Here is a 24,039-nt window from a genome sequence, read left to right as displayed (position 1 = left end):
TTCGGAATGAGGGCATTTTAATTATTTAAAGTTATTATATGTTCCTAAAAGCTGCATCTGTTTCACTTCATGCAACAAGCTCTTTTCGTCTTCTTGCTCATGAATCTCCGCAATTCGATGACCCATCCGCTCAATCAACCCGACGACGAGAGCATTCCCCATCGTGAAGTATCGCTTGCGGTCTGTCATAGTCGCGGTCCATCCGTATGGGAAGCCATTCAACCCTTCACATTCTTCCGGACGCAAATAGCGCAATTTTTTCGTATGCGGGTCTTCGATAACATGGCTCGAACGATTGCACGTTCCTTCGCTCGTCAACATCGTTCTACCTGGAAGGTCTAGCGAATCTGGATATGACATGCCTCCTTCGGCATAGACATAGACGTGACCGCTCGCAGAAGTACGCTCGATTTTTTTCGGCCCTTTCATATAAGCCAATTCTTCTTTTTCTGTACGACCAGATTTTTTAACCTTTTCCGTATCTAGGTAGTAATGTTCTGGGGCAGGACCAAACTGTTCATACACCTCTTGGACGACTTCGCCGAGCGTCTTAGGTGTTTCTCGAACCGGGAGCGTCTCAAGCGTCGTCACTTGATTTCCCGTCATCACACCTGCATTTCGATAAGTCGCAGAGAATGTGTCCGAGATTTCGACGATGTCTTTCGGCAATTCGAATGTCGAGCCCGGATGCTTCTCGCTCGTCTTCTCCATGACCGGGAAAGTCGGTGCAAAGAACCCGTCTTTCAACAACCACTGCTCAGGATTTGCTTTCCCCGCTCGGGTTGAATGCTTTAAATCTGCTCGAGTCGCAAAGATGAAGATGCGACGGCGGCGTTGAGCAAAACCGTAATCGGCAGCATTGATGACTCGCCACTCGACCGTATATCCCTGATCGGCAAACGCACGAAGCATGACACTGAAATCACGCCCTCTTTGTTTCGCAGGTGACTTCATGAGGCGATCGACGTTCTCAAGTAAGACGTAAGGTGGCTTTTCCTGCTCGATGATGTTCATGATTTCCCAGAACAAGACACCCTTCTTCCCTTGAATCCCTTGCTCATTCTTCAAGCTACGTGACACGCTGTAGTCTTGGCACGGGAAGCCACCAACAAGCAAATGGTGTGGCCCTGCTTCCATCCACGACAGCGCGATATCCTCATTCACGTGTTGACCACGTCCTTTAAAACGTTCAGCATAGCAATCAAAGGCCGGTTGTACCTTCGTCGCCGGCTCCCACTGATTGCCCCAAACCACATCGAATTTGTCGGATGTAGGCTCGGCATTCACATCTTCAATTCCTTCAAGCGCGATGCGGAAACCTCCTACACCGGCAAATAACTCAACTACTTTAATCAATGGGAACACCCTTTCGTATTTTCTATCTTTAATTTACTTCATTTACACATTTCTCTCAATGAAAACAGTTTATCACCTATATCAAAAAGGATCAAGCCTATCCTATTTTATCTTTTCTACAAAATATAATCATAATCTATAGTAATATGTTAATAATAACCATTATTGGAGGTCTATATATTGTTGAAATTTGATTCAATCGAGTCACTTTTAAGTAAGACGAGTGAAATTGTTGGTAAAACTTTTGGTGAAATCGACACAGAAAATTATTTTGAACGACTTTCGAATGACAAGGGAATCCTCGGAAAAATAGTTGAAACAGGATTTTATGGATATCCTAACAACAACAAAGCCGAAGCGGACTTTGACAATTTAGGGGTTGAACTAAAAGTCTCCGGGTTCACAGTGACTAAGAAGGGGCTATGGTCTGCCAAAGAACGGATATCACTCTCTCAAATTAACTTTTCAAAAATCGTTGAGCAAGAGTTTCAATATAGTTCTTTAATTTCAAAAAACCGAAAAATTTTATTTATTTGGTATGAATTTGTCAAAGGAGGCGACCCTAGAGATTTTGTTATTCGTGACTATCAATTGTACGATATGACGGCCATCGAACCAGTAATCGAAAAAGATTACTTGGTGATTCAAGACTTTGTAAAGAAAGGGCTCGCACACGAACTATCTGAGGGAAACAGCGTCGTTTTAGGAGCCGCCACCAAAGGCGCGTCTGGGCAAACACAAGTTCAACCTTATTCTCCTATCAAAGCTAAAACAAGAGCCTTCTCGATTAAAAACTCTTTCATAAAAGGTGTCTTGAAAGAGCATCGCGCAAGCTATGATGTGCATCTATCGAAAGAACTTACACCGGAAGAGTGGTTGTGGAATCGATTGAGAAAGTTCAAAGGGATGACCCAGATTGAAATCCTGAAGACTGTAGACCCCGATTCTGCTAAAGATAAAATCCCGAAAGGCATAGGTGGAATGATTAAGAAACGTGTCATTGGCACCGAAGAGGATTTGGAGAAGGTCGAGATTTTCAATAAATTGACGTATGACATCAGGAGTATCCCCATAAAAACAAACTACTATCCCCTTGAAAAAGCAACCTTCCGAACTCTCCACAGAGAAGATTTTCAAGATGATTGGGAGATTTCTGATTGGAAGTTATTTTTTGAAGAGAGTACTTTCTTCTATGTCGGTTATCTCGGCGAAAAGAACTCCTCTAAAAATGGACAGCGAAAGTTAGAGTGTTTGTTCAAAGTCGCATTCACCCCTGACGAAATCGAGGACTTCGCAAAGACGTATAAACAGATTCAGAAGGCGCTTATCACAAACAAGATCTCGGACCTCCCAACAGCGACCAAATGTCCAGATTCTCCTCTAGTCATTTCTACGAAAGGCGGAAGAGGTGACTCTTGTTATGAAGCTTTTTTCAAAGGTGGACGAAAAACATGCTTCATGTTCAACAAAGATTTTTTACACAAAAAGTTTCAGCAATCCATGATGATTAAATCTTGAACATATTCTGTTGATAATCTGCTGGCTGTATAGGGAATACCTTCTCTAAGAACTCAAGGAGGAGAGGGTATGGCCAGAAACGTACCGAAAGCATCGAGTCCAGCCGTGTTCAAGACGATGAGCGGGAACCGCGGGAAAGATACGAAGATGGAAGTCAAAGTCAGAAAAGCGCTGTGGGCGGCCGGATATCGGTACCGCAAGAACAATCGCAAACTTTACGGGACGCCCGACATCTCGTTTCCTGGATTACGCGTCGTCGTATTTCTGGACTCCTGCTATTGGCACGGCTGTCCCCTCCACTTCAAATTGCCGAAGACGAATGCCGATTTTTGGCGCCAAAAGATTGGACGAAACATCGAACGCGATGCCGATGTCACACAACACTATGTCGAAGAAGGTTGGGTCATCCTTCGATTTTGGGAACACCAGGTCAATGATGATTTTGATCATGTCATCTATACCATCACTCATTTCGTTGATATGGCCAAGCAAAACCGACACATACGAAGTGGCTGAGATTAAAAGTACATCAGTCTAAATCTTCATCGAACATCGGTTCATCATAGGTCTCGGTCATTTCATCGACAAGTAGGTTCGCGTAGAATTCCTCTACGCGGCCTCTTTTTTCGCCTTTTTCATTCAAATATTCAACTACTTTGAACGTATCAGGTGCTTCAAGTCCGATAATGACAATGGGTACGGTGAGTTGCGTGTTCAGCGGCTTTAAATGGTGGACATATTTCTCATACGTTCCAATGGCGCCATCAAAATTACCAGCACGCTGTAATCGTTGAGTCGCACAAATGATTACTCCGATTCGGGTTTGAATCGCTTTTTCAACGTGGTTCAGTTCGCTTGCGATGACCGGTTTCAATAAGTTCCAAGCGATGGTACCCGCATGGTTAAACCCGACCTCGAGTGAGATATTGTCTTTGGCGAAATCAAGACGCCACACATTCTCTGAATAGTCACGGTCCTGAAAAATCGAACTCTCACGCACCCATCCTCTTCTCAAAAATTCCAGTCTGAATAGTTCGTTCAAAGCCTTTGATAGACTCTTGTTCTTTTTAGCGTATTTTTCATTAATTAATTTGATGATGTCATCGTCGCTAATTGATTGAATGATGTCATGAATCTCTGACCAAATCTCCTTGAACTCTTCAGCATTCTTCAATATCGTCTCACCGAATCGGTGGGAATGAACTCGATAATTCATAATAAATCCCCCGTCTGTAAATGATAATCACGAACAGAAAGACGAGAATAACGATACACTCTCCATCTTTCAATCGAGTTTGTGACTCATTTAATATTTTGTAAAGATACTACTTAAAGAAAGAAAATACATCATTTTTGTAATCGTTTTCTTCGTTGATATTAAGCTAATCATAAATATTTATGAGTTATTTCAACACATTTCAAAGCATGCAAACGCCTTGACAATTCCAGCTCGTTATATGAAGTTAGTATTACATTATAATTATTCTAGTCGAGATAGAAACGCTAGAGTAAAAAACAAGGAGGACATAACCCATGTCATTAATCGGCAAAGAAGTACTACCATTCAAAGCACAAGCATTCCAAACAGGTGAATTCCTCGAAGTTACAGAGAACGACCTCAAAGGCAAATGGAGCGTTGTCTGCTTCTACCCAGCTGACTTCACATTCGTCTGCCCAACTGAACTCGAAGACCTTCAAAACGAGTACGCTACACTTAAAAACCTCGGTGTAGAAGTTTACTCTGTCTCAACAGACACACACTTCACACATAAAGCTTGGCACGAAACATCTGAGAAAATCGGAAAAATCGAGTACATCATGATTGGTGACCCATCACACGTCATCTCACGCAACTTCGACGTCTTGAACGAAGAAGACGGCCTCGCAGACCGTGGTACGTTCATCATCGACCCAGACGGCGTCATCCAAACTGTCGAGATCAACGCTGGCGGCATCGGCCGTGACGCGAGCACGCTCGTCAACAAAGTCAAAGCAGCACAATACGTACGCAACAACCCAGGCGAAGTCTGTCCAGCGAAATGGGAAGAGGGTTCTGAAACACTCCGCCCAAGCCTTGACCTCGTCGGTAAATTGTAAGGAGCGATTGCATGTTAGAAGCAGCGATTAAACAACAGCTCGACCAATATCTCCAGCTCATGGAGGGCGACGTCGTCCTCCGTGTGAGTGCTGGGGAAGACAAAGTCTCAAACGAGATGCTCGAGCTCGTCAACGAACTCGCCAGCATGTCATCACGTATCTCGGTTGAACGCGCGACACTTGAGCGTACACCGAGCTTCAGCGTGAATCGTCCGTCTGAAGAGACAGGAATCGTATTTGCGGGGATTCCACTCGGACATGAGTTCACATCACTCGTCCTCGCCCTCCTCCAAGTGAGCGGGCGCGCACCGAAAGTCGATGCGGACACGATCAAACAGATCCAAAACATCGAAGGCACGTATCACTTCGAGTCATACATCAGCCTCAGCTGCCACAACTGTCCTGACGTCGTGCAAGCGCTAAACGTCATGAGCGTCCTCAACCCGAACATCACCCACACGATGATCGACGGAGCCGCGTTCAAGGATGAAGTGGAAGCGAAAGAGATCATGGCTGTCCCAACGGTCTTCTTGAACGGAGAATCGTTCGGTAACGGTCGGATGTCGCTCGAAGAGATCTTAGCGAAACTCGGTACAGGTCCTGACGCGTCTGCGTTCTCGGACAAGGACCCGTACGACGTCCTCGTCGTCGGCGGCGGTCCAGCTGGTGCAAGTGCGGCCGTATACGCGGCTCGTAAAGGAATCCGTACCGGAATCATCGCGGAGCGCTTCGGTGGTCAAGTGATGGACACGATGGGGATCGAGAACTTCATCGGTACCGCTTATACAGAAGGTCCAAAGCTTGTCGCAAGTCTAGAAGAGCACGTCAAAGAGTACGGGATCGACGTCATGAACCTCCAACGCGCGAAGCGTCTTGAGAAAAATGACCTCGTCGAAATCGAACTCGAGAACGGTGCTGTCTTGAAGAGTAAGAGTGTCATCCTCTCAACCGGTGCACGCTGGCGTAACGTCAACGTCCCAGGTGAGGCGGAGTTCAAAAACAAAGGGGTCGCTTACTGCCCGCACTGTGACGGTCCTCTCTTCGAAGGGAAGCGTGTCGCGGTCATCGGTGGCGGTAACTCTGGGATCGAAGCGGCCATCGACCTCGCAGGTATCGTCAAGCATGTAACGGTTCTCGAGTTCGCTCCTGAACTCAAGGCCGACCAAGTGCTTCAAGACCGTCTCCACAGCCTCCCGAACGTGACTGTCATCACGAACGCTCAGACGACAGAAATCACGGGTACGGACAAAGTGAACGGCATCTCGTATGTGTCTCGTGAGACGAACGAGTCACACCATGTCGAATTAGAAGGCGTCTTCGTCCAAATCGGCCTCGTCCCGAACACAGACTGGCTCGACTCAGTCGAACGCAACAACTTCGGGGAGATCGTTGTCGACCGTCATGGCGCGACGAACGTCCCAGGTGTGTTCGCAGCAGGAGACTGCACGAACAGCGCATACAAACAAATCATCATCTCGATGGGTTCTGGTGCGACAGCCGCACTCGGCGCCTTCGACTACATGATTCGCAACTAATAAGAAGACTCGCCCTCTATTATGAGAGCGAGTCTTTTTTTACAGTTCAAATGTTTTCCCGGAGTCCGGGATGAACAAGACCGATTCTCCGCTCCCCGTCTCAAATCGGTAGCCCACTCGAGGCGTGAATGGACTCCATTCTCCCCCGGTCGTCGGTACGCTTTCCATGTACGTCACGTCATTGTACGTTTTATTCAGCGTCTCTTGTGCTTCCGCTACTGAATAACTCGGTACAGATAACACGATTCCAATACTTACGCTGATTACCCCAAACGCCACAGCCCATCGAGTTGATGTCGGCTTTCGAAAATGAGTCATGACCAATAGCGTGATCATCCATCCAATCGGCACCCCGAACGTTGCGGCTCCACCATATATCCGAACGTTCACTTCCATCAACATGACAATTACGATACCGCCAACCATCCACCACCACTTCATCAACATCACCTCCTCTTTATTATCCCAAAATCAGGAAATGACTCAATATCTTTTATCCACATTGATGTATGATAACTTATAGTGTATGATATACAGTATAAAGATGAACGAATGAAGGAGGCGAAAAAATGTCCGATGTCAAAGCCTCGTTGGTGACGGAATTGCGTCGTGGTACGTTGACGATTGCGGTGCTCAGTCAGTTGAAGACACCGCAGTATGGTTACTCACTCGTCCAAGCATTACTTGATGCCGAAATCAACATTGATCAAAGCACGCTCTACCCGCTCTTACGTCGACTTGAAAAACAAGGACTCGTCACGAGCTCCTGGGATACGACGGAGAGTCGACCTCGAAAGTACTATGTGCTCAGCCCCGATGGAATGGCTATTTTGAATGAATTGTACGAAGAATGGATGAAGATGTCGAAAACGTTGACCCGTCTCATTGAAGGAGGAAATGATCATGAATCTTCGTGATGTGTATATCGATGAAGTCACTTCTCGAATCCCTGAATCGATGCGGCAAGATGTCGCCCTTGAATTGGAATCGACCATCGATGACATGACTGGAAATGACCCGTCTGAAACTGCCTTGTTTGAAGCGTTGCGCGAACTCGGCGACCCGCATGTTCTCGCTGCTCGTTATGCGAATCGTCCCCTCCATCTCATCGGACCAGCTCTCTTCACACAGTACGTGAACATCATCAAGATTGTCTTACCGATTGCCATCACGGTCATCACAGTTCTCTCCATCATCGGTTATTTGACCAACCCCATAGACGACACGTCTTGGAGTCAATTCTTGATTCAAGCATTCCTTCAGACCGGGGCTGCCATCTTCAATGTTGTCGTTCAGACTCTATTCTGGATTACCCTCACGTTCTTCATCATCGAACGGGCTGTACCTGAGGGCGAAGTCCCCTTCTCGAGTTGGAAACCTGAACAACTCAAGAAAGTAAAACCTCGTTCGACCTCAATCTCTCTTGGTTCAATCTTGTTTGATGTTGTCGCCACTGTTTTGATGGTCGTATTGTACGTCAATGCCGAGCAGTTGATTCGCGTCGTCGCGGATGGCGAATCCTATCCGCTACTCAATTCGTCCGTCTTGAATCAATTCTTCCCATTTGTCATTGCCTTGGTCGTTTTCGGCATCGCGATCGCCATTTACAAATGGATCGTTCGACACTGGACGAAGCCGCTCGCCTTGTGGAACGCCCTCTTCAAAATCGTATGGATCGTCGTCACGGCACTCATTTTACTGCAACCTGATCTAATTTCGACCGAAGCTCTCTCTTTGATTGCTGAACAAACGAATATCGACATCGAAACAATCAGTCGCTGGGGTGTATGGAGTATTTTGTTCACAATCATCGTCGTGTGTATCCTCGATTTGGCTGAAGGTTTGATCAAAGCGTTCCGTCGTTGACCTCACATTCAAACGTTTCATTTCCGAGGAAAGTGGAATAGCGGAGAAGAGAACGGATTTTGAATGGGGAGGCATTTGATGGGTATTCCAACAATTAAGCTACATGACGGTTATGAGATTCCGGCCATTGGACTCGGAACAGTTTATTTGAAAGGTGAAGCAGGGGTCGACGCCATTACGTGCGCCATCCGAAACGGATATCGACTCATCGATTCGGCGATTCGTTATGATAATGAAGGTGCAGTCGGTGAGGCGGTTCGCCAATCCGGCATCCCGCGCGAACAGCTTTTCTTAACGTCAAAATTGCGCGCGCAATATTATGACTACGACCAGGCACTCGAGATGATTCGGGAGTCCTTGTATCGAGCAAACCTCGACTATTGGGATTTGTTCCTCTTGCATTGGCCAAACCCGAAACAAGACAAGTACGTCGAGGCATGGCGTGCCTTGATTCAGGCGAAGAAAAATGGTTGGATCCGCTCCATCGGGGTCTCGAACTTCATGCCGGAGCACCTCGACCGCTTGATTGAAGAAACGGGAGAAACACCGGTCATCAACCAAATCGAGCTACACCCGTACTTCTCGCAAGTCGATCAGCGTCAAGCCGATAGGGAGCGTGGCATCATCACGGAGGCATGGAGCCCGCTCAGTCGCGCCCGTACGGTCATCCATGACGAGAAAATCACCGAACTCGCCAAACAAAAAGGCAAGAGCGTCTCTCAAGTCATCTTGCGCTGGCATATCCAGCTCGGTGTGATTCCGCTCGCCCGCTCGTCTAGCGAATTGCATCAGAAAGAGAATCTCGATGTCTTCAACTTCGAATTGACCGAGGAAGAGATGGAGACGCTCAATGCGTTGACGAAGCCAGATGGTCGCATCGATGACCAAGATCCAAGAGAATACGAAGAGTATTAATTAAATCGGATTGAGCATGCGCTCAATCCGATTTTTGTATATATTCTAACTAAACTACTTAAAGGAGATTCTCATGCTATCCCAACAACGAAAAGACATGATTGCCTTCTTGAAACGGGAAGTCGTTCCTTATTTGCGGTCACACCAATTTCAAGGATCGTTCCCTCACTTTCGGCGCATTCAATCTGACCGAATTGATTTAGTCACCTTTCAATTCAATCGGCATGGTGGTTCGTTCATCGTCGTATTGGCTCAAGCTCCGCCCACTGGCTTTCAAACATATTGGGGAGAACAAATTAGCCCACAAAAAATGACCGCCCATGATATCGACGTCGACGCACGACGAAGGCTGGGCAGTCATTCTTCAGATGAAGACGGTATTTGGTTCCTTTACGAGTCAGCTCAATCTGAACAAGACTATCTACGCGTGACGCAACAAGTCATTACTTCGTTTGAACAAGATATCTTACGTTGAGTACGGAATTAATTAAAACGCCGGAATCGCCGTTTCTGCATAGTTTTCTTCTAAGAATGCACGGACTTCATCGCTCGTGAGGGCCTCTCCGAGTTTTTGGATCGCTTCGTCGTCCTGGTTGTCTTCACGTGCGACGAGCGTGATGGCGAAATCGTTCTCGACACCTTCTGTCAGAAGTGCGTCACTCTTCGGTGTCAAACCGAGCGGTGCCGCGTAGGCCGGTGTCATCAAGACCGCATCGACATCATCGTATGCACGAGCGAGCATCAACAAGTCGACTTCTTCAAACTTGAAGTTTTTCGGATTCGAGGTGATATCGGCTTGTGTATAGTACGTGCTTTCTTTCTCTCCGAGTTCAATTACATCATGTTGTGCAAGAAGGGAGAGTGAACGGTCGATGTTCGATACATCGTTGGCGATGGCGATGGTCGCGCCTTCCGGAATGTCTTCCATGTTGTCATAGTTTTTCGCGTATACACCGTAGTTTGCGAAATAGATCGGTTCGATTGGAACGAGATTCGCATCATTGCTACGGTTGAACTCTTCCATGTACGGAACGTGTTGGAAGAAGTTCGCATCGACTTCTTTTGCCGCGAGTGCCGAGTTCGGTTGAACATTGTCTCCGAGGACGACGATTTCGAGTTCGATGTTCTCTTTTGCAAGCTGTTCTTTCGCGATTTCAAGCATATCTGTCATCGGTGGGATGAGTGACGCGACTTTCAACGTCTGTGGTTCGTTCGATTGTTCCGTTTGTGTTTCTGTGTCGTTCCCACATGCGGCGAGAACGAGTGTGAGTGAGGCAAGAAGTGCCATCAATTTTTTCATATTCATTTCCTACTTTCTGTTTAGCGTTTGTCGATGATTCGCGCCACGGTCGTGCCCGTGAATTGGATCAACTGCACGAAGACGAGCATGATGAGAATCATATAGAGCATGAGTTCTGTCTGGAACTGTTGGTATCCGTAACGGATGGCAAAGTCACCGATGCCACCACCCCCGACGACCCCCATGATCGTCGAGTACGAGATAAAGCTAATGATGGATGTCGTCAATCCGAGCACGAGACCGGATCTGGCTTCTACATAGAGAAACTTGAAGATGATGTCTCTCACCGACGCACCCATCGAGAGCGCTGCTTCGACGACACCGCGTGGAACGTCAATCAATGACTGCTCGACGAGGCGTGCATAATGCGCGATCGCAATGATGGAAAGTGGCACCGTCGCTGCCGCTGTTCCGATGGCCGTCCCGATGATGAGCCGTGTAAATGGAATCAAAAACACGACGAGTAACAAGAACGGGAAAGACCGGACGATGTTCACGACTAAGTTGAGGACAGAGAAGACGACTTGGTTCTCTAACAGTTGTCCTTTACGCGAAAGATAAAGCCACGTGCCTAACGGAAGTCCGACTAGGATTGCTGCGAGAATCGACACCCCGACCATGATGAACGTCTCAGCGATGGACTGCCAAATCTCCGATTGATAGCGTAACAGGATGTCAGGCATTCGGTTCGCCCTCCTTCCGTAACTGTTCGACGAACCAACTTGGGTTCTGATCGATGGCCACCACACCCGACGGCTCCCGTTCAATCGTCTCATGAACGGCTCCTTCTGCCATGACGGTGACGCGATGACAAATTTGACGAATGACATCCATCTCATGCGTGACGAGGACGATGGTGACGCCAAGTTGTTCATTGACCGACTGAAGAACACGTAACACTTCTGCCGTCGTGTTCGGGTCGAGGGAAGAGGTCGGCTCATCGCATAGGAGCACGCTCGGTTCGCTTGCGAGTGCCCGAGCGATGGCGACCCGTTGCTTTTGTCCACCACTCAACTGGGAAGGATATTTATCGCGATACGCTTCGAGTCCGACGAACTGGAGACATTCCATCACGCGTGCTTCCCATGATCCTCTCGGGCGCTTGGCAAGCTTCAGTGACTCGAGGACGTTATCAAAGACGGTCTTATTCGCGACAAGATTAAATTGTTGAAAAATCATACCGATCCGATGTCGCTTCTTGCGGAGTTCCCGATTTGAGAGCTCGGTCAACTGGTCGCCATCGACTATGACACTTCCACTATCGGGTCGCTCCAATACATTCATCAATCGAAGGAGCGTCGACTTCCCGGCACCGCTTGCGCCGATAATGCCGTAAATCTCCCCTTTTCGAATGTGAAGCGATACATCGCGAACGGCCATCTCTTGTCCATAACGCTTATGGACGGACGACAATGTGATCATGGCAGACATCCTTTCTACATCTCGTGAGTGAGTCAACCTTTACCATTTTAGCGAAGTAAAGAGTCGATGTCAGGTCATGTGCTCACATGAAAAGAACCGCACTGCGGTTCAGAGTGGATGTCGTTTGAAATGTTCGGCTATGTGTCGCTTCATGGCGTCTCGATTTTCAGCGAAGATGCGATGGCGATGACCGTTCCCACCAGATGGGTGAGGAAACCCACTCACTACGCGCTCCTGATCTAAGAGACCCTGATGAACCAACAATTCCACAGCTCGCCTCACATTGACGCCCATCGGTAAGATGAGTGCATCTTGAAGATGTGTCATCTCTTCAGCGAACGTTCCTTCCACGTACTGTCGAAACAAATCCGTTCGAATCATATCTGGGCTCGACCCGTTATAGTTTTTGCCCTTATAAAAGACCGGATAAGGGAGGACCGCCGTGTTTTGTACGAGATGATTTGCTGATCCGAACAAATCGAGGGATGATTCGATTCCCAAATGATGATGTAACTCCAAATCGTCCAGCATCGTCACTAAGTTCTTTCGAATCGGACCGGAAAAACTGCCACGTTGTTTGACGGCTCGAAGCGCCTCTTCGTCTGTTGCATCCTTCAAGTCACGGATTGCCTCGAACGACTGACGCATTTGATACAAGCCTGGTGTGATCCCTGCGATGACGACTTTCGCATCCGGGTTGATGTATTCAAATGGTGCGTAATAGATATCGAGTTGTTTCTTTTCATCACGGTCTAACAAAAAATCTTCACTTTTTAACGTCTCTTCCCCTAAGTCCGATAACTGCAAAATTTTCGATTTGTATGTGTGAAATAACTCTGTCCGCGTCATGTGACTGACACTCCATTCATTTGCTTCATTCATCTCTATTTCCCTAAATCTTTATGTGACAAAAGTTCATGCTTCAGACAAATGCTATTCAAAAATAAAGCGCTTTCATTCCATTTTTTGTGATATTCTTACGGTGTAATTCAGCGTGTTTTTCCGGCAGATTCGCTAAATTCTCACAAGGAGTGTGTTCAAACATGAAAGCAGTCGTTGTCAATTCAGCAAGCAAAGCCAACATCGAAGTCGTTGAAAAGGAAATTCGTCCATTACAGGCGGGTGAAGCGCTCGTCGATGTCGAGTACTGTGGCGTTTGTCACACGGACCTTCACGTCGCGGCCGGTGACTTCGGGGATGTGCAAGGACGCGTGCTTGGTCATGAAGGGATTGGGATCGTGTCAAAAATCGCGGACGATGTCAAAAGTCTAAAAGTCGGCGACCGTGTCAGTATCGCCTGGATGTATCATGCATGTGGTCGCTGCGAATATTGTACGACAGGACGTGAAACGTTCTGCCGAAACGTTCAAAATGCCGGCTATAGCGTTGACGGAGGCATGGCCGAACAAAGTATCGTCGTGGCCGATTATGCCGTCAAAGTACCTGAAGGCTTGGATCCTGCGCAAGCCTCAAGCATCACATGCGCGGGTGTCACGACGTATAAGGCCATCAAAGTCGCAGACGTGAAGCCTGGGGAGACAGTCGTCATCTACGGTTGTGGCGGACTTGGGAACCTAGCCATTCAATATGCGAAACACGTCTTCAACGCGCACGTCATCGCTGTCGATTTGAACGACGACAAGCTCGAACTCGCCAAAGAAAGTGGAGCCGATTTGACGATCAATCCTTCGAACGAGGGGGATGCGGCGGACATCGTTCAAGAGAAGTTCGGCGGAGCACACGCTGCAGTCGTTACGGCCGTCTCAAAAGTCGCCTTCAATTCAGCGGTCAACGCCGTTCGAGCCTGCGGGAAAGTCGTGGCGGTTGGTCTTCCTTCTGAAACGATGGATTTAAACATCCCACGTCTCGTTCTCGATGGGATTGAAGTCGTCGGTTCGCTCGTTGGGACACGTAAAGACTTAGAGGAAGCCTTCCAGTTCGGGGCTGAAGGACTCGTCGTGCCAGTCGTTCATAAGCGTTGCCTTCACGAAGTACAAGATGTCTTTGAAGAAATGGAACAAGGGAAAATTCAGGGACGGATGGTCATCGATTTCAAAAATAAAGACTGTCAGTAAAAAAACGGGGCCTTGTGCCTCGTTTTGTTCTAGATTGACGTTGACGGGGTATAGTTGCTTTTGTATAGTTAGGAACGTCAAAACCTGGAAATGAAAGAGGAGTGACTTGATTTGACTCCATCAACGTCAACCCGTCTACTTGATTTACTGACAGAACGAAACGATCAAGTTCGACGCATGAGTGAACAATCCTGGAATGAGCAGAATGACATCCACATCTCAAACTCGGAATGGTATATTCTCGCTACACTTTATCAATCAAAAACGACCATCGCCGAGGTCACGCGAAGTGTCCATATCTCTCGGCAAGCGATTCATAAACTGATTAAGAACTTAGAAGGTAAAGCACTCGTTCTCGTGACGGATCATCCGCAAAATCGAAAGGACAAATGCATCGAGCTGACCCCGCTCGGTCACACTTGTTATGAACAAAACGAGGCGCTCAAAGCGCAACTCGAGCAACGGATTCAAGAAGGCATCGGACAAGAGGCGTTCGATCAACTGAAAACCATTCTACGGATGGACTGGAAACTGTAATCGTGATGTGTTAAATCTGTCACGATTTTTATATGCATACCTTGCACCAAACGTCAACCGAGTTGACATTTCACCTTCTGAATGACTATGCTTATAGGTAAGGAAGAGGTGATCGACTTGTTTAAAGCTGGAGACTTAATCATCTACTCGACCCATGGCGTATGTCGGATCGACGACATTTCGGACAAAACGGTCGCAGGAGAAACGAAATCGTACTATACGCTTCATCCCATCAACAACTCACAGAAGTTGCAGATTAGCATCCCGGTCGATAATGACAATGTGATGATGTTGACGTTGCTCGAAGCAGACGAAGCATTAGAGATTTTAGAGTCGTTCCGCTCGCCTGGCGTTGAATGGAATCCGCATTCGAACAATCGCAATCGTGAATTTTTAAATGTTGTCCATTCAGGAAACCGTCACGAGATCGCTCAAGTCGTGAATACGTTGAGCCGTCGTCAAATCGAGTCGCTACAGGCAAACAAAAAGCTGTACGAGCAAGATCGTAAAATTTTAGAGAACGCCAAAACCATTTTGGTGAAAGAACTCTCGCTCGCTCTTGAACGTTCAGAGAGCGACATCGAACGTCAAATCGGTGAATACTTACATGAAAGCATGGCGACACTCACACCTTGACCCTTCCACGTGGAAGAGGTCTTTTTTGTGTTGCCATGCTCGAACAACGAGGTAAAACGTTCTTAAAGATAGTGCAAAGATGACTGCATACAAAAACCGTTCAACAAAAGCTAAGGCTTCTTGCCTTGCTCCGATGGAACGGTGTTGTTATTCAAACGCTCTTTTTACGTCTTAACAATTGTACAATTGAAAGAATTAACATAATCGCAAGTATCGGTAAAATGAACACTAAATCTGCGCGAATAATAGGACCTTCTTCGGTCTTTGCCCAGTCATAAACAAAAAACTCCCAAACACCCCACGCAATAAATAATACAATTGTCGTGATTTGGATTTTTGTAAGTTTCATTCCGATCCTCCCTCAGTTGTAATGTTTTTAGTATTTATTATTTACCCAATCGATATATAGATTACGCTAGGTACTGAAAAAGCGAGCATACGATTGTATCCTCGCCTCATTCTCTTCAGTTATGGACTATGTCCTTTTCTTCTAAACCGAGCGTGACCGCTGTCGATTCATGAATCGTCTTGAACAGGTCCGGATGTTCCGAAAGTTTCAAGCCATATGACGGAACCATCTCTTTGATTTTCTCTTCCCACTCCGGTAACTGTTGCGGGAAGCACTGTTCGAGCACTTTCAACATGACATGAACAGCTGTCGATGCGCCTGGAGAAGCACCAAGAAGTGCTGCAACAGAACCATCTTCCGCGCTGACGACTTCTGTTCCGAACTGAAGTGTCCCTTTTCCTTGTGGTGTATCTTTGATGACCTGAACCCGTTGCCCGGCCACGACGATTTCCCAATCTTCGTTCTTGGCGTTCGGGATGAATTCGCGAAGTTCATCCATCCGTTTATCGTGTGACAAGAGTACCTGCTCGATCAAATATTTCGTGAGCGACATCTCTTTTGCCCCTGCCGCAAGCATCGTGATGACATTGTTTGGCTTGACCGAACGAATCAAATCCAAATTCGAACCTGTTTTCAAGAACTTTGGTGTGAAGCCGGCGAACGGTCCAAACAGCAACTCTTTTCGTCCATCGATAAAGCGTGTGTCGAGGTGCGGTACCGACATTGGTGGTGCCCCGACTTTCGCCTTTCCGTAGACCTTCGCGTGATGTTGCTCGATGACCTCACGATTTTTACAAACGAGGAAGAGTCCACTGACCGGGAACCCACCGATTTGTTTCGACTCTGGAATCCCTGTCTTTTGTAAGAGTGATAAACTTCCACCACCGCCTCCGATGAAGAGGAACGGTGCCGTATGCGTCTCAATCTTGTTCGCAGCCAAGTCTTTCACTTTCACTTCCCAAAGGTCGTTGTCGAGACGTTTCACATCCTCGACGCTATGGCCGTAGTTGACCTCGACTCCGTTTGATGTGAGATGGTCAAACAACATCCGTGTTAACGCGCCGAAGTTCACGTCCGTCCCTGAATCAATTTTCGTCGCGGCAATCGGTTCGTCCGATGTCCGTCCGTCCATGATGAGCGGGAACCATTCCCGTAACTGATTCGGATCGTCCGATAAGACCATTCCTTCAAATAACGGATTCGTTGTGAGCGCTTCCAAACGGCGTTTCAGGAAATCGACATTCTTCTCCCCTTGGACCATGCTCATATGTGGAATTGAACGAATGAAGGCATCCGGATTTTCAATCAATCCTTGCTTCACGAGGTGTGCCCAAAACTGGCGTGATATTTGGAATTGCTCGTTGACGTTGACCGCTTTGGAAATATCAATCGTCCCATCCGCGTTCTCCGTTGTATAGTTTAATTCGCAAAGTGCGGCATGTCCCGTACCTGCGTTATTCCATTCGTTTGAACTTTCTTCCCCTGCTGCATCGAGCTTTTCGAACACTTTGATGTTCCACTCCGGTACGAGCTCTTTAAAGAGTGAACCGAGCGTTGCGCTCATAATGCCTGCCCCAATCAAAATGACGTCTGTTCTCGTTTGCGTACTGCTCATGAAAACCCCATCCTTATCCCCTGAATTTTTTGTCATACAACCGAAGAATCCCCATTCCTCAATCATATATTTTATAATCGTTATACCGATTATAACTCTTTTGTGATGAATGATAAGGGTTATGTATGATTTTTTGTGCTGAAACTTTTATGAAATTGTCATGATTCCTCGGAACGAAGGAGGTGTTCTGTTGAGACGCGGTCTAAGTTTTACAATCCCAAATCAATACGGTCATTTTTTACAAGATATATTGACCCCTGTCCCCCTCGACCAGTATCAATGGAAGGTGATTGATGAGGAATCTTATATTGTGAAAGATGGACAACTTGACTGGTTGTTGTTTCCGAAGTCGACTATCATCAATGGTCGACAACTCAATGAACGGATCACTCAACAACACTATTTGATTTTTGTTGATATAAAAGCGTTCCACTCTAATATGTCCTCGGAAATCGTAACGTATGAAGATTTTCTACATAGCACGTGCGAGTTTGTGCTACTTGTAACGGACAGTCAGTACGTAACGATATACTGTAAAGATCAAGAGATGCTCAACTCCCTCTACGAAAATGCTTTTTTGCATGAATTCGAGGAGATTGCATACATCACAAGTCATAATGACTCGATGACACGCTTATCTTGCTGGTAATTGAGCATTTCAAAAAGGAGAATCCACATGCCCACACTCTATCTGATTCGCCACTGCTCGGCCTCCGGTCAAGAACCTGATGCACCACTCACGGAAGTGGGTCACAAACAAGCGCACCTGCTCCGTGATTTCTTTCGTGAAATCCCGATTGACCGGATCATCTCAAGCGACTACACCCGAGCGATTGCTTCAATCATGCCACTCGCAGATGCGCATCAACTTTCAATCGAGCGTGAACCGTTACTGAGAGAGCGCATTTTGTCTCACGAACCGCTCGAAGACTGGCTGACGCCGTTACGTCAGTCGTTCATCGACCCGACGTTCAAATTGCCTCGTACTGAATCTGGTGAGGAAGCGACTCATCGAGTCATGCAAGTAATCGAGCGTGCCCAATCTCAACATGGCTCGACATTACTCGTGACACACGGTAATCTGCTTGCGCTCCTGTTACAACGGCTTGATCCTAAATATGACTTTGATACATGGCGTACGATGCGTAACCCAGACGTCTATCGCCTCGATTTCAACGACAGTACACCCGTCATCGAGCATATTTGGCCACATAAATAAGCCGCCTCGACATGAGACGGCTTTTATTATTTCTCCACGAAGAACATCGAAATGGCTCCGAGACCAACGTGTGTCCCGACCGAGACCCCCATCTGCATGAGGTAAATCTCGCCTGTGAAATCTGTTTCGGTTTCAAGCTTCGCTTTTAAGTTCTCGGCAATCCGCTGATCGGATGTGTACCCGATGATTACGAAATTCGTGATGTCCGGATTCACGCGCTTCACGAACTCGTCCGTATAATGCTTCAACACTTTACGTGTGCCTCGCTCTTTGGCAACAATGGCACCTTTCCCGTTCTTCATGCTCATAATCGGTTTCACCATGAGTAGTTTTCCGATGATGGCACTTGCGTTCGAGATGCGTCCACTCTTAATCAAATGGTCCAAGTCATCCACGGACAAGAAGTGCTTCACTTTCGTCTTATACGTCTCGTTAAAATCGACGAGCTGTTCGAACGTCGCACCGGCTTCACGCATTTGCGCGCTCTTTAGCAGCAACCAGCCGCTGCCGTGACTCATTGATCGGGAATCGACGACATGGATTTTCACTGTCGATTCGGGATGAGCCTCTTCGAAGTATTCTTTCCCAATGACCGCTGACTGGTAAGACCCGCTCGTTCCACTCGACATACAGATGCATAAGATCTCTTCGTGACCGGAAGCGACCGCATCTTCCATCAATGTTAAGAACGTCGCCGGACTCGGCATCGCCGTGGTCGGGAATTCCGGTAGCGCTTCCAACATTCCATAAAAATCATCCGGCTGGATATCCACCCGGTCCTGGTAAGACATATTGTTCATCGTAATGATCAACGGCGCGACCCCGATGTTGTACTGTTCAAGCACTGCATCTGATAAGTCACACGTTGAATCTGCTAGTAATTTAATCATACACTCCTCCAAAAACCTTCTCCATAAGTGACGGGAATCATCCTACAACTTCGTCGATTCCGACGTCACGATAGGACTTTCTTTAGTGTAGCAGATTTGGAGGGGGAAATGTTTTTTTACTGGGTTTGATGCGCGACTTGTTTCTCGTGGTGTAAGAGCCATTCTTTTCGCCATAATCCGCCGGCATACCCTGTCAATTTCCCATTCGACCCGATGACACGATGACAAGGCACGACGATGCTCAGTTTGTTGCGTCCGTTCGTCGCACCGACTGCCCGAACAGCCGCAGGTCGCTTCACACGACGGGCGAGTTCACGATATGATGTCGTCTCCGCAAAAGGAATTGTTTGTAACGCATTCCACACATCCCGCTGGAACGTCGTGCCCACTTGTTCAATAGGAAAGGTGAACATCATCCTATCCCCTCGAAAATATGCATCGAGCTCCTCCTTACACTGTCGCAACACATCAGGTACATTCGGTTCAGGTAATTGCGCCACTTCGCGTTCAACGAATAAGATCGACTGGATGATTTTCTCGGTCCCAACGATTTCAATCACGCCAACCGGTGTCTCCATGTCTAATTTATACGTCTCCATATAATGACCTCCATAGATAGAATGTCGCGTATCCTTCCCAACCTTGCCATCGCTCCCCGTATCGTTTCACTTCTTCAATCGTCGGCTTTTTAGGCGTACCTAATTGATGTTGAATCGCTTGATGCAATCCGACATCCGCGACTGGAAAGGCTGATGCGTCTTGAAAACATTTCATCAACACATAGTCCGCCGTCCAAGCCCCGACACCTCGTATGGACAGTAATCGTTGACGAATATCGGATGAAGATTGTGACTGTAAAGCCGATTTTGATAACGTCCCACCTGTTATTTCCCGTGCAATATCAATAACATACTCCGCTTTTCTTCGACTAAACTGAAGCTCACGTAACACTTCCGGCTCGAGCAGGGCGATTCGTTCCGCACGCGGGAACGTCCAGTACGTTCTTCCCTCGACGACTCGTCGTTCTCCATATCGTTCGACGAACCGCCGCTTGATCGTATAGGCGAAGGAGAGCGTGATTTGTTGCCCGATGATGGCCCATGTGAGTGCCTCGAACAAATTCGGGAAGCCAATCATCCGTAACCCACGATGCGCTTCAATCAAAGGAGCCAGCAATTCATCCTCTGCCCCCATCGCCTCAAACGGTGTGAGGTCACAATCAAGGTCTAGCCAGTCACGAACCTCACGTTCAATGCTTTCTGTTTCCGTATCCGAGACGTCATCGACCGGGAACAGGATACGAATATGGTCTTGCTCTCCTTGAAGTTCGACGAGGATCAGACGTTCCCCGATTCGCATCAGCTTTTGAACTACTTTGTCCGTCGTGACATGGAGTACCTCTTGTTCGGACCGTCTTAAAAAGACGAGACACTCATGAAAATCAAACGGTTGTGGAACGTCTAGTAGCAAATCGTTCATATGTCCCCTCCTTTTCGATACATATTCGGTGTGCACCCTTTCACTTGACGGAAGACACGGTAAAAGTTCGACGGCGTTTGAAACCCGACCTCATAGCAGACTGTCAGATTGCTCATCGCGGTCGCTCGTAATAAATACGCCGCCTTGTCGATACGAAGTCGTTCCAATAGCTGCCTTGGCGTCTCTCCTGTCGCTTGGGTGAACGTCCGCTCCAAATGGAACGGGCTCAGTTGGACATGTTCGGCAATCTGTTCGAGGCGAATCGGCTGTTTATAATGTTCCATCAGATACACGGTCACTTGTTGTACGAGCGCTCGGTGTGGGGCATGCTCGACTTCCGGCTGGCATCGCTTGCACGGTCGGAAGCCGTTCGTTTCTGCCTCTTGTCTTGTGATGTAAAAATCAACATTCTCTTTTTTCGGTTTGCGGGAACGGCACGATGGTCGGCAATAGATTCCTGTCGTCTTCACGGCCGTATAAAATAACCCATCATACGTTGCGTCACAAGCGAGCACTTTCGCCCACTTTTCTTCAAATGTCAGCATGTCCACACCCCTTCCTTACTCTCACTGTAGCAAATATAAAATCAACATTTCGTCCTCTTTCTTGCGCTTACAATCCCCTCTTTTGAAACGTTTTACAGATTTCAGTCGTATCCTATAGTACGATTTAGTTACAAGACGCTGTCAGCCATATGACAGATAAGGAGAAAATCTCATGCGCACTCGTTTTTCATGGAAACAATTAAAATGGCTCATCCCTATAGCGTTAATCGGATTGATTTTAATCCAGAGCGGACAGGAGTTAAAAGACCTCTCGCTCGCGACCGCCTTCACGACATTGAAACAACTGACCGGGTGGGAACAGTTCATGCTCATTCTACTCGGTGGATTCGCCGTCCTGACGATGACGGGATACGATTACTTCCTGCTTCGTTCTTTACATATTGAGTTGCCGAAGCGAAAAGTCGTGCAAACGGCATGGATCACGAACTCGATGAACGGGATGCTCGGATTCGGCGGGGTGATTGGGATCGCCCTTCGTACTTCCCTGTACCGTCCTTACACAGATACGAAACGCCTACTCCGTGCAATCGGCTGGATGACACCGACACTCATCAGCGGTCTTTCTATCCTCTCCATCGGTGTGCTTCTCGGAATTTTTCCGGCGGGTTCACTCGTCGGGACGAAACCTTGGATTTGGCCAGTGTTGTTCGCTGTGAGTGCAATGCTCCCGTTTTACCTGTTCGTCACCTCACGCCGCTCAAACGTCGGTTGGTCCACGTTGATTGGATACACGATAACTTCACTTGCGGAATGGGTCACCGCAGGACTTGTCGCCATCTACGCGTTATCGTTACTCGACGGGTCAGCTTCGTTCTCCCAACTCTTTGGAGTATTTATCGTCGCCACGGTCGTCGGTGTCGTCTCCCTCGTCCCAGGGGGTGCCGGAACGTTCGACTTACTATATCTCGTCGGGATGACCCAATTGGGGATTCACCAAGACATTGTCCTCTCCTCTTTGATCATCTACCGATTCGTCTATTTTGTTGTTCCTTTTTTGATCGGACTCTTTCTAGCGGCCATCGCGTTCGGGGACCAGGTCGTCAAACAAATCGAGTATCGACCGATCATTGGATCTTCTTATGAGATTGGGACCGTCGTATGGCGCATCGTTTCCCGGACACTCGCGAAGATTGGGCGCTTGACCGGAAGTCTCATCGCACTTATGAGCAGTCTGTTGATTTGGTTCCAGACACTTCTCCCGAGTGTGACACCACTCTATGAAGTGAATCGTTGGTTCGAGTGGATTGGAACGCTCTTCTTATTGAGTGCCGGACTTCTCATGTTCCTGTCCGTATATGGCATGTATGTGCGGACAAAGCGAACGCTCTGGTTACTCAATACGGCGTTCATCTGGGCGACCATCGGGGTCATCGCTCGAGGCTTGAACTTATTCGAAACATTCGTCGTCATCGGTTTCGCTGCTTTCGTCTGGTTGACACGAAAACGCCATGTCCGATACCGCTCAATTTTAACGACCGGTCGTCTCATTCGAAACCTGTTCTACGTTTTGCTGTATGTAGGCTCTCACGCCCTCTTGTTGCAATCTTTCGCAGGTACCGACGACTTGTTCTTCACATCGCATCAGGCTGGTTGGTTGACGGTGTTCCTTCTCCTCTTCACGTCGCTCGTAGCAAGTGCACTTCTGCTCTTGTTCGACCATTGGAAACGTCCGGCGCTTGGCGAAGCATACGATGAAGATCGAATCAGACTGTTTCAAGCAACACAGCACACATCGAGTGGCTTTGACTTGGTCCATATGGCAGATAAACGCTTCTATATGAACGAGGCTGAAAACGCGTGTCTCTTATTTGCAACAGCGCGGAACCATGCGATTGTCCTTGGAGATATCCAAGGTGAACGACAGGCCGCAACTGAACTTTTAACGCGTTTCATTGAAGATGCGGACCGGATTGGGTATATTCCTTTATTTTATCAAATCACACCGAATTGGATGCCGCGCCTTCATGATGCCGGCTTCACGTTCTTCAAGCTAGGGGAAGAGGCGACGATTGACGTGTCGACCTTCTCGTTGTCGGGTAAGAAGCGTGCGAATATGCGCTCCCTTTACAATCAATTCGAAAAGAAGGGAATCACGGTCGAGATCGTCTGTGAGCCGAGCCTCCTGTTATTAGAGGAGTTAAAAGAGATCTCAGACGAGTGGATTGGAAATCGGAACGAGAAAGGGTTCTCTCTCGGTTTCTTCGACTACGAAACGTTGACACGTTATCCAATCGCTCTGTTACGAGATGCGGATGGTGTCGTCGTCGCCTTCATTTCGTTGCTCCGAGGGAATGGAACCCTTTCAATCGATTTGATGCGTTCGAAAAATGATGCGCCGTCCGGAGCAATTGAAGTGCTGATTCTTCACATCATCGAATGGGCACGTGCGGAAAGCTATGAACATGTCGGACTCGGCGTGGCACCACTTGCCGCCGTCGGTGAGCAGACATTCTCCCATTGGCCAGAGCGCGTCGCCGCCGATATTTTCGAAAACATCAGTTACATTTATCCGTTCAGCGGCCTGAGACAGTTTAAACAAAAGTTCAAACCGTCCTGGGAAGGACGTTATCTCGCATTCCGACAACGACGTAAATTGTTGCCGTCGATTTTACGAACGGCACGATTAATTAGTCGAAAACGTTAAAAAACAGGAATTTCTCACGA

General features: G+C 47.6%; 27 protein-coding genes. 14 read left to right on the top strand and 13 right to left on the bottom strand.

Going from position 1 to position 24,039, the window contains the following annotated elements; translation table 11 throughout:
• Positions 1–21 precede the first annotated feature (21 nt).
• Positions 22–1,356 (bottom strand): DNA (cytosine-5-)-methyltransferase, encoded by a 1,335-nt coding sequence (gene dcm, locus KNO92_RS11005; RefSeq protein WP_214761321.1) that lies wholly within the window; start codon positions 1,354–1,356, stop codon positions 22–24.
• A 180-nt stretch (positions 1,357–1,536) separates the two neighbouring features.
• On the opposite strand from dcm, the gene KNO92_RS11000 reads away from it, so the two are divergent.
• Both KNO92_RS11000 and KNO92_RS10995 read left to right on the top strand, forming a co-directional pair.
• The gene (locus tag KNO92_RS11000; protein WP_251127108.1) at positions 1,537–2,874 is read left to right on the top strand and encodes a MutH/Sau3AI family endonuclease; all 1,338 of its coding nucleotides are present in this window, start codon (positions 1,537–1,539) and stop codon (positions 2,872–2,874) included.
• Positions 2,875–2,943: 69 nt separating this feature from the next.
• Positions 2,944–3,390 carry a very short patch repair endonuclease gene (locus tag KNO92_RS10995; protein ID WP_214761317.1) on the top strand — a complete coding sequence of 149 codons (447 nt, stop codon included), beginning with the start codon at positions 2,944–2,946 and terminating at the stop codon, positions 3,388–3,390.
• A 13-nt stretch (positions 3,391–3,403) separates the two neighbouring features.
• On the opposite strand, the gene KNO92_RS10990 is transcribed toward KNO92_RS10995, so the two are convergent.
• Positions 3,404–4,090 (bottom strand): BglII/BstYI family type II restriction endonuclease, encoded by a 687-nt coding sequence (locus tag KNO92_RS10990; protein ID WP_214761315.1) that lies wholly within the window; start codon positions 4,088–4,090, stop codon positions 3,404–3,406.
• Positions 4,091–4,407: 317 nt separating this feature from the next.
• Between KNO92_RS10990 and ahpC the strand changes: the two genes are divergently transcribed.
• Together ahpC and ahpF are read left to right on the top strand one after the other, a co-directional pair.
• The gene (ahpC, locus tag KNO92_RS10985; protein ID WP_015880295.1) at positions 4,408–4,971 is read left to right on the top strand and encodes an alkyl hydroperoxide reductase subunit C; all 564 of its coding nucleotides are present in this window, start codon (positions 4,408–4,410) and stop codon (positions 4,969–4,971) included.
• Positions 4,972–4,982: 11 nt separating this feature from the next.
• Positions 4,983–6,506 (top strand): alkyl hydroperoxide reductase subunit F, encoded by a 1,524-nt coding sequence (ahpF, locus tag KNO92_RS10980; protein ID WP_074036831.1) that lies wholly within the window; start codon positions 4,983–4,985, stop codon positions 6,504–6,506.
• A 39-nt stretch (positions 6,507–6,545) separates the two neighbouring features.
• On the opposite strand, the gene KNO92_RS10975 is transcribed toward ahpF, so the two are convergent.
• Positions 6,546–6,947: a hypothetical protein gene (locus KNO92_RS10975; protein ID WP_214761314.1), complete on the bottom strand. Its 402-nt coding sequence runs from the start codon at positions 6,945–6,947 to the stop codon at positions 6,546–6,548.
• 128 nt (positions 6,948–7,075) lie between these two features.
• On the opposite strand from KNO92_RS10975, the gene KNO92_RS10970 reads away from it, so the two are divergent.
• The 4 genes from KNO92_RS10970 to KNO92_RS10955 all read left to right on the top strand — a co-directional run bounded on the left by KNO92_RS10970 (position 7,076) and on the right by KNO92_RS10955 (position 9,762).
• Positions 7,076–7,423: a PadR family transcriptional regulator gene (locus KNO92_RS10970; RefSeq protein ID WP_214696655.1), complete on the top strand. Its 348-nt coding sequence runs from the start codon at positions 7,076–7,078 to the stop codon at positions 7,421–7,423.
• Entirely contained in the window at positions 7,410–8,372 is a 963-nt protein-coding gene (locus KNO92_RS10965) for an HAAS signaling domain-containing protein (protein WP_214761311.1), read from the top strand. The genes KNO92_RS10970 and KNO92_RS10965 overlap by 14 nt, the downstream gene beginning before the upstream one ends.
• 78 nt (positions 8,373–8,450) lie before the next feature.
• Positions 8,451–9,287, top strand: a complete 837-nt coding sequence (locus tag KNO92_RS10960; RefSeq protein WP_214761309.1) for an aldo/keto reductase — start codon at positions 8,451–8,453, stop codon at positions 9,285–9,287.
• Positions 9,288–9,360: 73 nt separating this feature from the next.
• The gene (locus KNO92_RS10955) at positions 9,361–9,762 is read left to right on the top strand and encodes a DUF4304 domain-containing protein (protein WP_214761307.1); all 402 of its coding nucleotides are present in this window, start codon (positions 9,361–9,363) and stop codon (positions 9,760–9,762) included.
• 12 nt (positions 9,763–9,774) lie between these two features.
• Here KNO92_RS10955 and KNO92_RS10950 read toward each other — a convergent pair whose 3' ends face one another.
• The 4 genes from KNO92_RS10950 to KNO92_RS10935 form a co-directional block, all read right to left on the bottom strand.
• Positions 9,775–10,587 carry a MetQ/NlpA family ABC transporter substrate-binding protein gene (locus KNO92_RS10950; RefSeq protein ID WP_214761304.1) on the bottom strand — a complete coding sequence of 271 codons (813 nt, stop codon included), beginning with the start codon at positions 10,585–10,587 and terminating at the stop codon, positions 9,775–9,777.
• Positions 10,588–10,607: 20 nt separating this feature from the next.
• Positions 10,608–11,270 (bottom strand): methionine ABC transporter permease, encoded by a 663-nt coding sequence (locus KNO92_RS10945; protein ID WP_214761301.1) that lies wholly within the window; start codon positions 11,268–11,270, stop codon positions 10,608–10,610.
• The gene (locus KNO92_RS10940; protein WP_214761298.1) at positions 11,263–12,009 is read right to left on the bottom strand and encodes a methionine ABC transporter ATP-binding protein; all 747 of its coding nucleotides are present in this window, start codon (positions 12,007–12,009) and stop codon (positions 11,263–11,265) included. Before KNO92_RS10940 ends, KNO92_RS10945 begins: the two co-directional genes overlap by 8 nt.
• A 108-nt stretch (positions 12,010–12,117) precedes the next feature.
• Positions 12,118–12,891, bottom strand: a complete 774-nt coding sequence (locus KNO92_RS10935; RefSeq protein ID WP_251127107.1) for a hypothetical protein — start codon at positions 12,889–12,891, stop codon at positions 12,118–12,120.
• Between the two features lie 161 nt (positions 12,892–13,052).
• Between KNO92_RS10935 and adhP the strand changes: the two genes are divergently transcribed.
• The 3 genes from adhP (at position 13,053) to KNO92_RS10920 (ending at position 15,257) form a co-directional block, all read left to right on the top strand.
• Positions 13,053–14,084 (top strand): alcohol dehydrogenase AdhP, encoded by a 1,032-nt coding sequence (gene adhP / locus KNO92_RS10930; protein WP_214696641.1) that lies wholly within the window; start codon positions 13,053–13,055, stop codon positions 14,082–14,084.
• A gap of 111 nt (positions 14,085–14,195) precedes the next feature.
• Positions 14,196–14,621: a MarR family winged helix-turn-helix transcriptional regulator gene (locus KNO92_RS10925; RefSeq protein ID WP_214761296.1), complete on the top strand. Its 426-nt coding sequence runs from the start codon at positions 14,196–14,198 to the stop codon at positions 14,619–14,621.
• 108 nt (positions 14,622–14,729) lie between these two features.
• On the top strand, positions 14,730–15,257 hold the full coding sequence (locus tag KNO92_RS10920) for a CarD family transcriptional regulator (RefSeq protein ID WP_353047401.1): 528 nt from the start codon (positions 14,730–14,732) through the stop codon (positions 15,255–15,257).
• 151 nt (positions 15,258–15,408) lie between these two features.
• On the opposite strand, the gene KNO92_RS10915 is transcribed toward KNO92_RS10920, so the two are convergent.
• A complete protein-coding gene (locus tag KNO92_RS10915; protein WP_214761292.1) occupies positions 15,409–15,606 on the bottom strand; it encodes a hypothetical protein in 198 nt (65 codons plus the stop codon).
• Positions 15,607–15,721: 115 nt separating this feature from the next.
• On the bottom strand, positions 15,722–17,221 hold the full coding sequence (locus tag KNO92_RS10910; protein ID WP_214761290.1) for a malate:quinone oxidoreductase: 1,500 nt from the start codon (positions 17,219–17,221) through the stop codon (positions 15,722–15,724).
• 190 nt (positions 17,222–17,411) lie between these two features.
• Between KNO92_RS10910 and KNO92_RS10905 the strand changes: the two genes are divergently transcribed.
• Both KNO92_RS10905 and KNO92_RS10900 read left to right on the top strand, forming a co-directional pair.
• Positions 17,412–17,870: a DUF2691 family protein gene (locus KNO92_RS10905; protein WP_214761288.1), complete on the top strand. Its 459-nt coding sequence runs from the start codon at positions 17,412–17,414 to the stop codon at positions 17,868–17,870.
• Between the two features lie 27 nt (positions 17,871–17,897).
• The gene (locus KNO92_RS10900; protein WP_214761286.1) at positions 17,898–18,440 is read left to right on the top strand and encodes a histidine phosphatase family protein; all 543 of its coding nucleotides are present in this window, start codon (positions 17,898–17,900) and stop codon (positions 18,438–18,440) included.
• A gap of 26 nt (positions 18,441–18,466) precedes the next feature.
• Here KNO92_RS10900 and KNO92_RS10895 read toward each other — a convergent pair whose 3' ends face one another.
• The 4 genes from KNO92_RS10895 to KNO92_RS10880 all read right to left on the bottom strand — a co-directional run bounded on the left by KNO92_RS10895 (position 18,467) and on the right by KNO92_RS10880 (position 21,354).
• Positions 18,467–19,330 carry a DegV family protein gene (locus tag KNO92_RS10895; RefSeq protein ID WP_214761283.1) on the bottom strand — a complete coding sequence of 288 codons (864 nt, stop codon included), beginning with the start codon at positions 19,328–19,330 and terminating at the stop codon, positions 18,467–18,469.
• A gap of 116 nt (positions 19,331–19,446) precedes the next feature.
• Positions 19,447–19,929, bottom strand: coding sequence for a methylated-DNA--[protein]-cysteine S-methyltransferase (locus KNO92_RS10890; protein ID WP_214761280.1), 483 nt, complete (start codon positions 19,927–19,929; stop codon positions 19,447–19,449).
• Positions 19,916–20,809, bottom strand: a complete 894-nt coding sequence (locus KNO92_RS10885) for a DNA-3-methyladenine glycosylase family protein (RefSeq protein ID WP_214761277.1) — start codon at positions 20,807–20,809, stop codon at positions 19,916–19,918. Before KNO92_RS10885 ends, KNO92_RS10890 begins: the two co-directional genes overlap by 14 nt.
• Positions 20,806–21,354 (bottom strand): bifunctional transcriptional activator/DNA repair enzyme AdaA, encoded by a 549-nt coding sequence (locus tag KNO92_RS10880; RefSeq protein WP_214761275.1) that lies wholly within the window; start codon positions 21,352–21,354, stop codon positions 20,806–20,808. The genes KNO92_RS10885 and KNO92_RS10880 overlap by 4 nt, the downstream gene beginning before the upstream one ends.
• Positions 21,355–21,526: 172 nt before the next feature.
• Here KNO92_RS10880 and mprF point away from each other — a divergent pair, with 172 nt between their 5' ends.
• Positions 21,527–24,019 (top strand): bifunctional lysylphosphatidylglycerol flippase/synthetase MprF, encoded by a 2,493-nt coding sequence (gene mprF / locus KNO92_RS10875; protein ID WP_214761273.1) that lies wholly within the window; start codon positions 21,527–21,529, stop codon positions 24,017–24,019.
• Positions 24,020–24,039 lie beyond the last annotated feature (20 nt).

The organism is Exiguobacterium sp. s129, from assembly GCF_018617585.1.
GTDB classification, from domain to species: Bacteria; Bacillota; Bacilli; order Exiguobacteriales; family Exiguobacteriaceae; genus Exiguobacterium; species Exiguobacterium aestuarii_A.
Note: the sequence above shows the minus strand (reverse complement) of the source record. Positions and strands in the feature narration are given on the sequence as shown.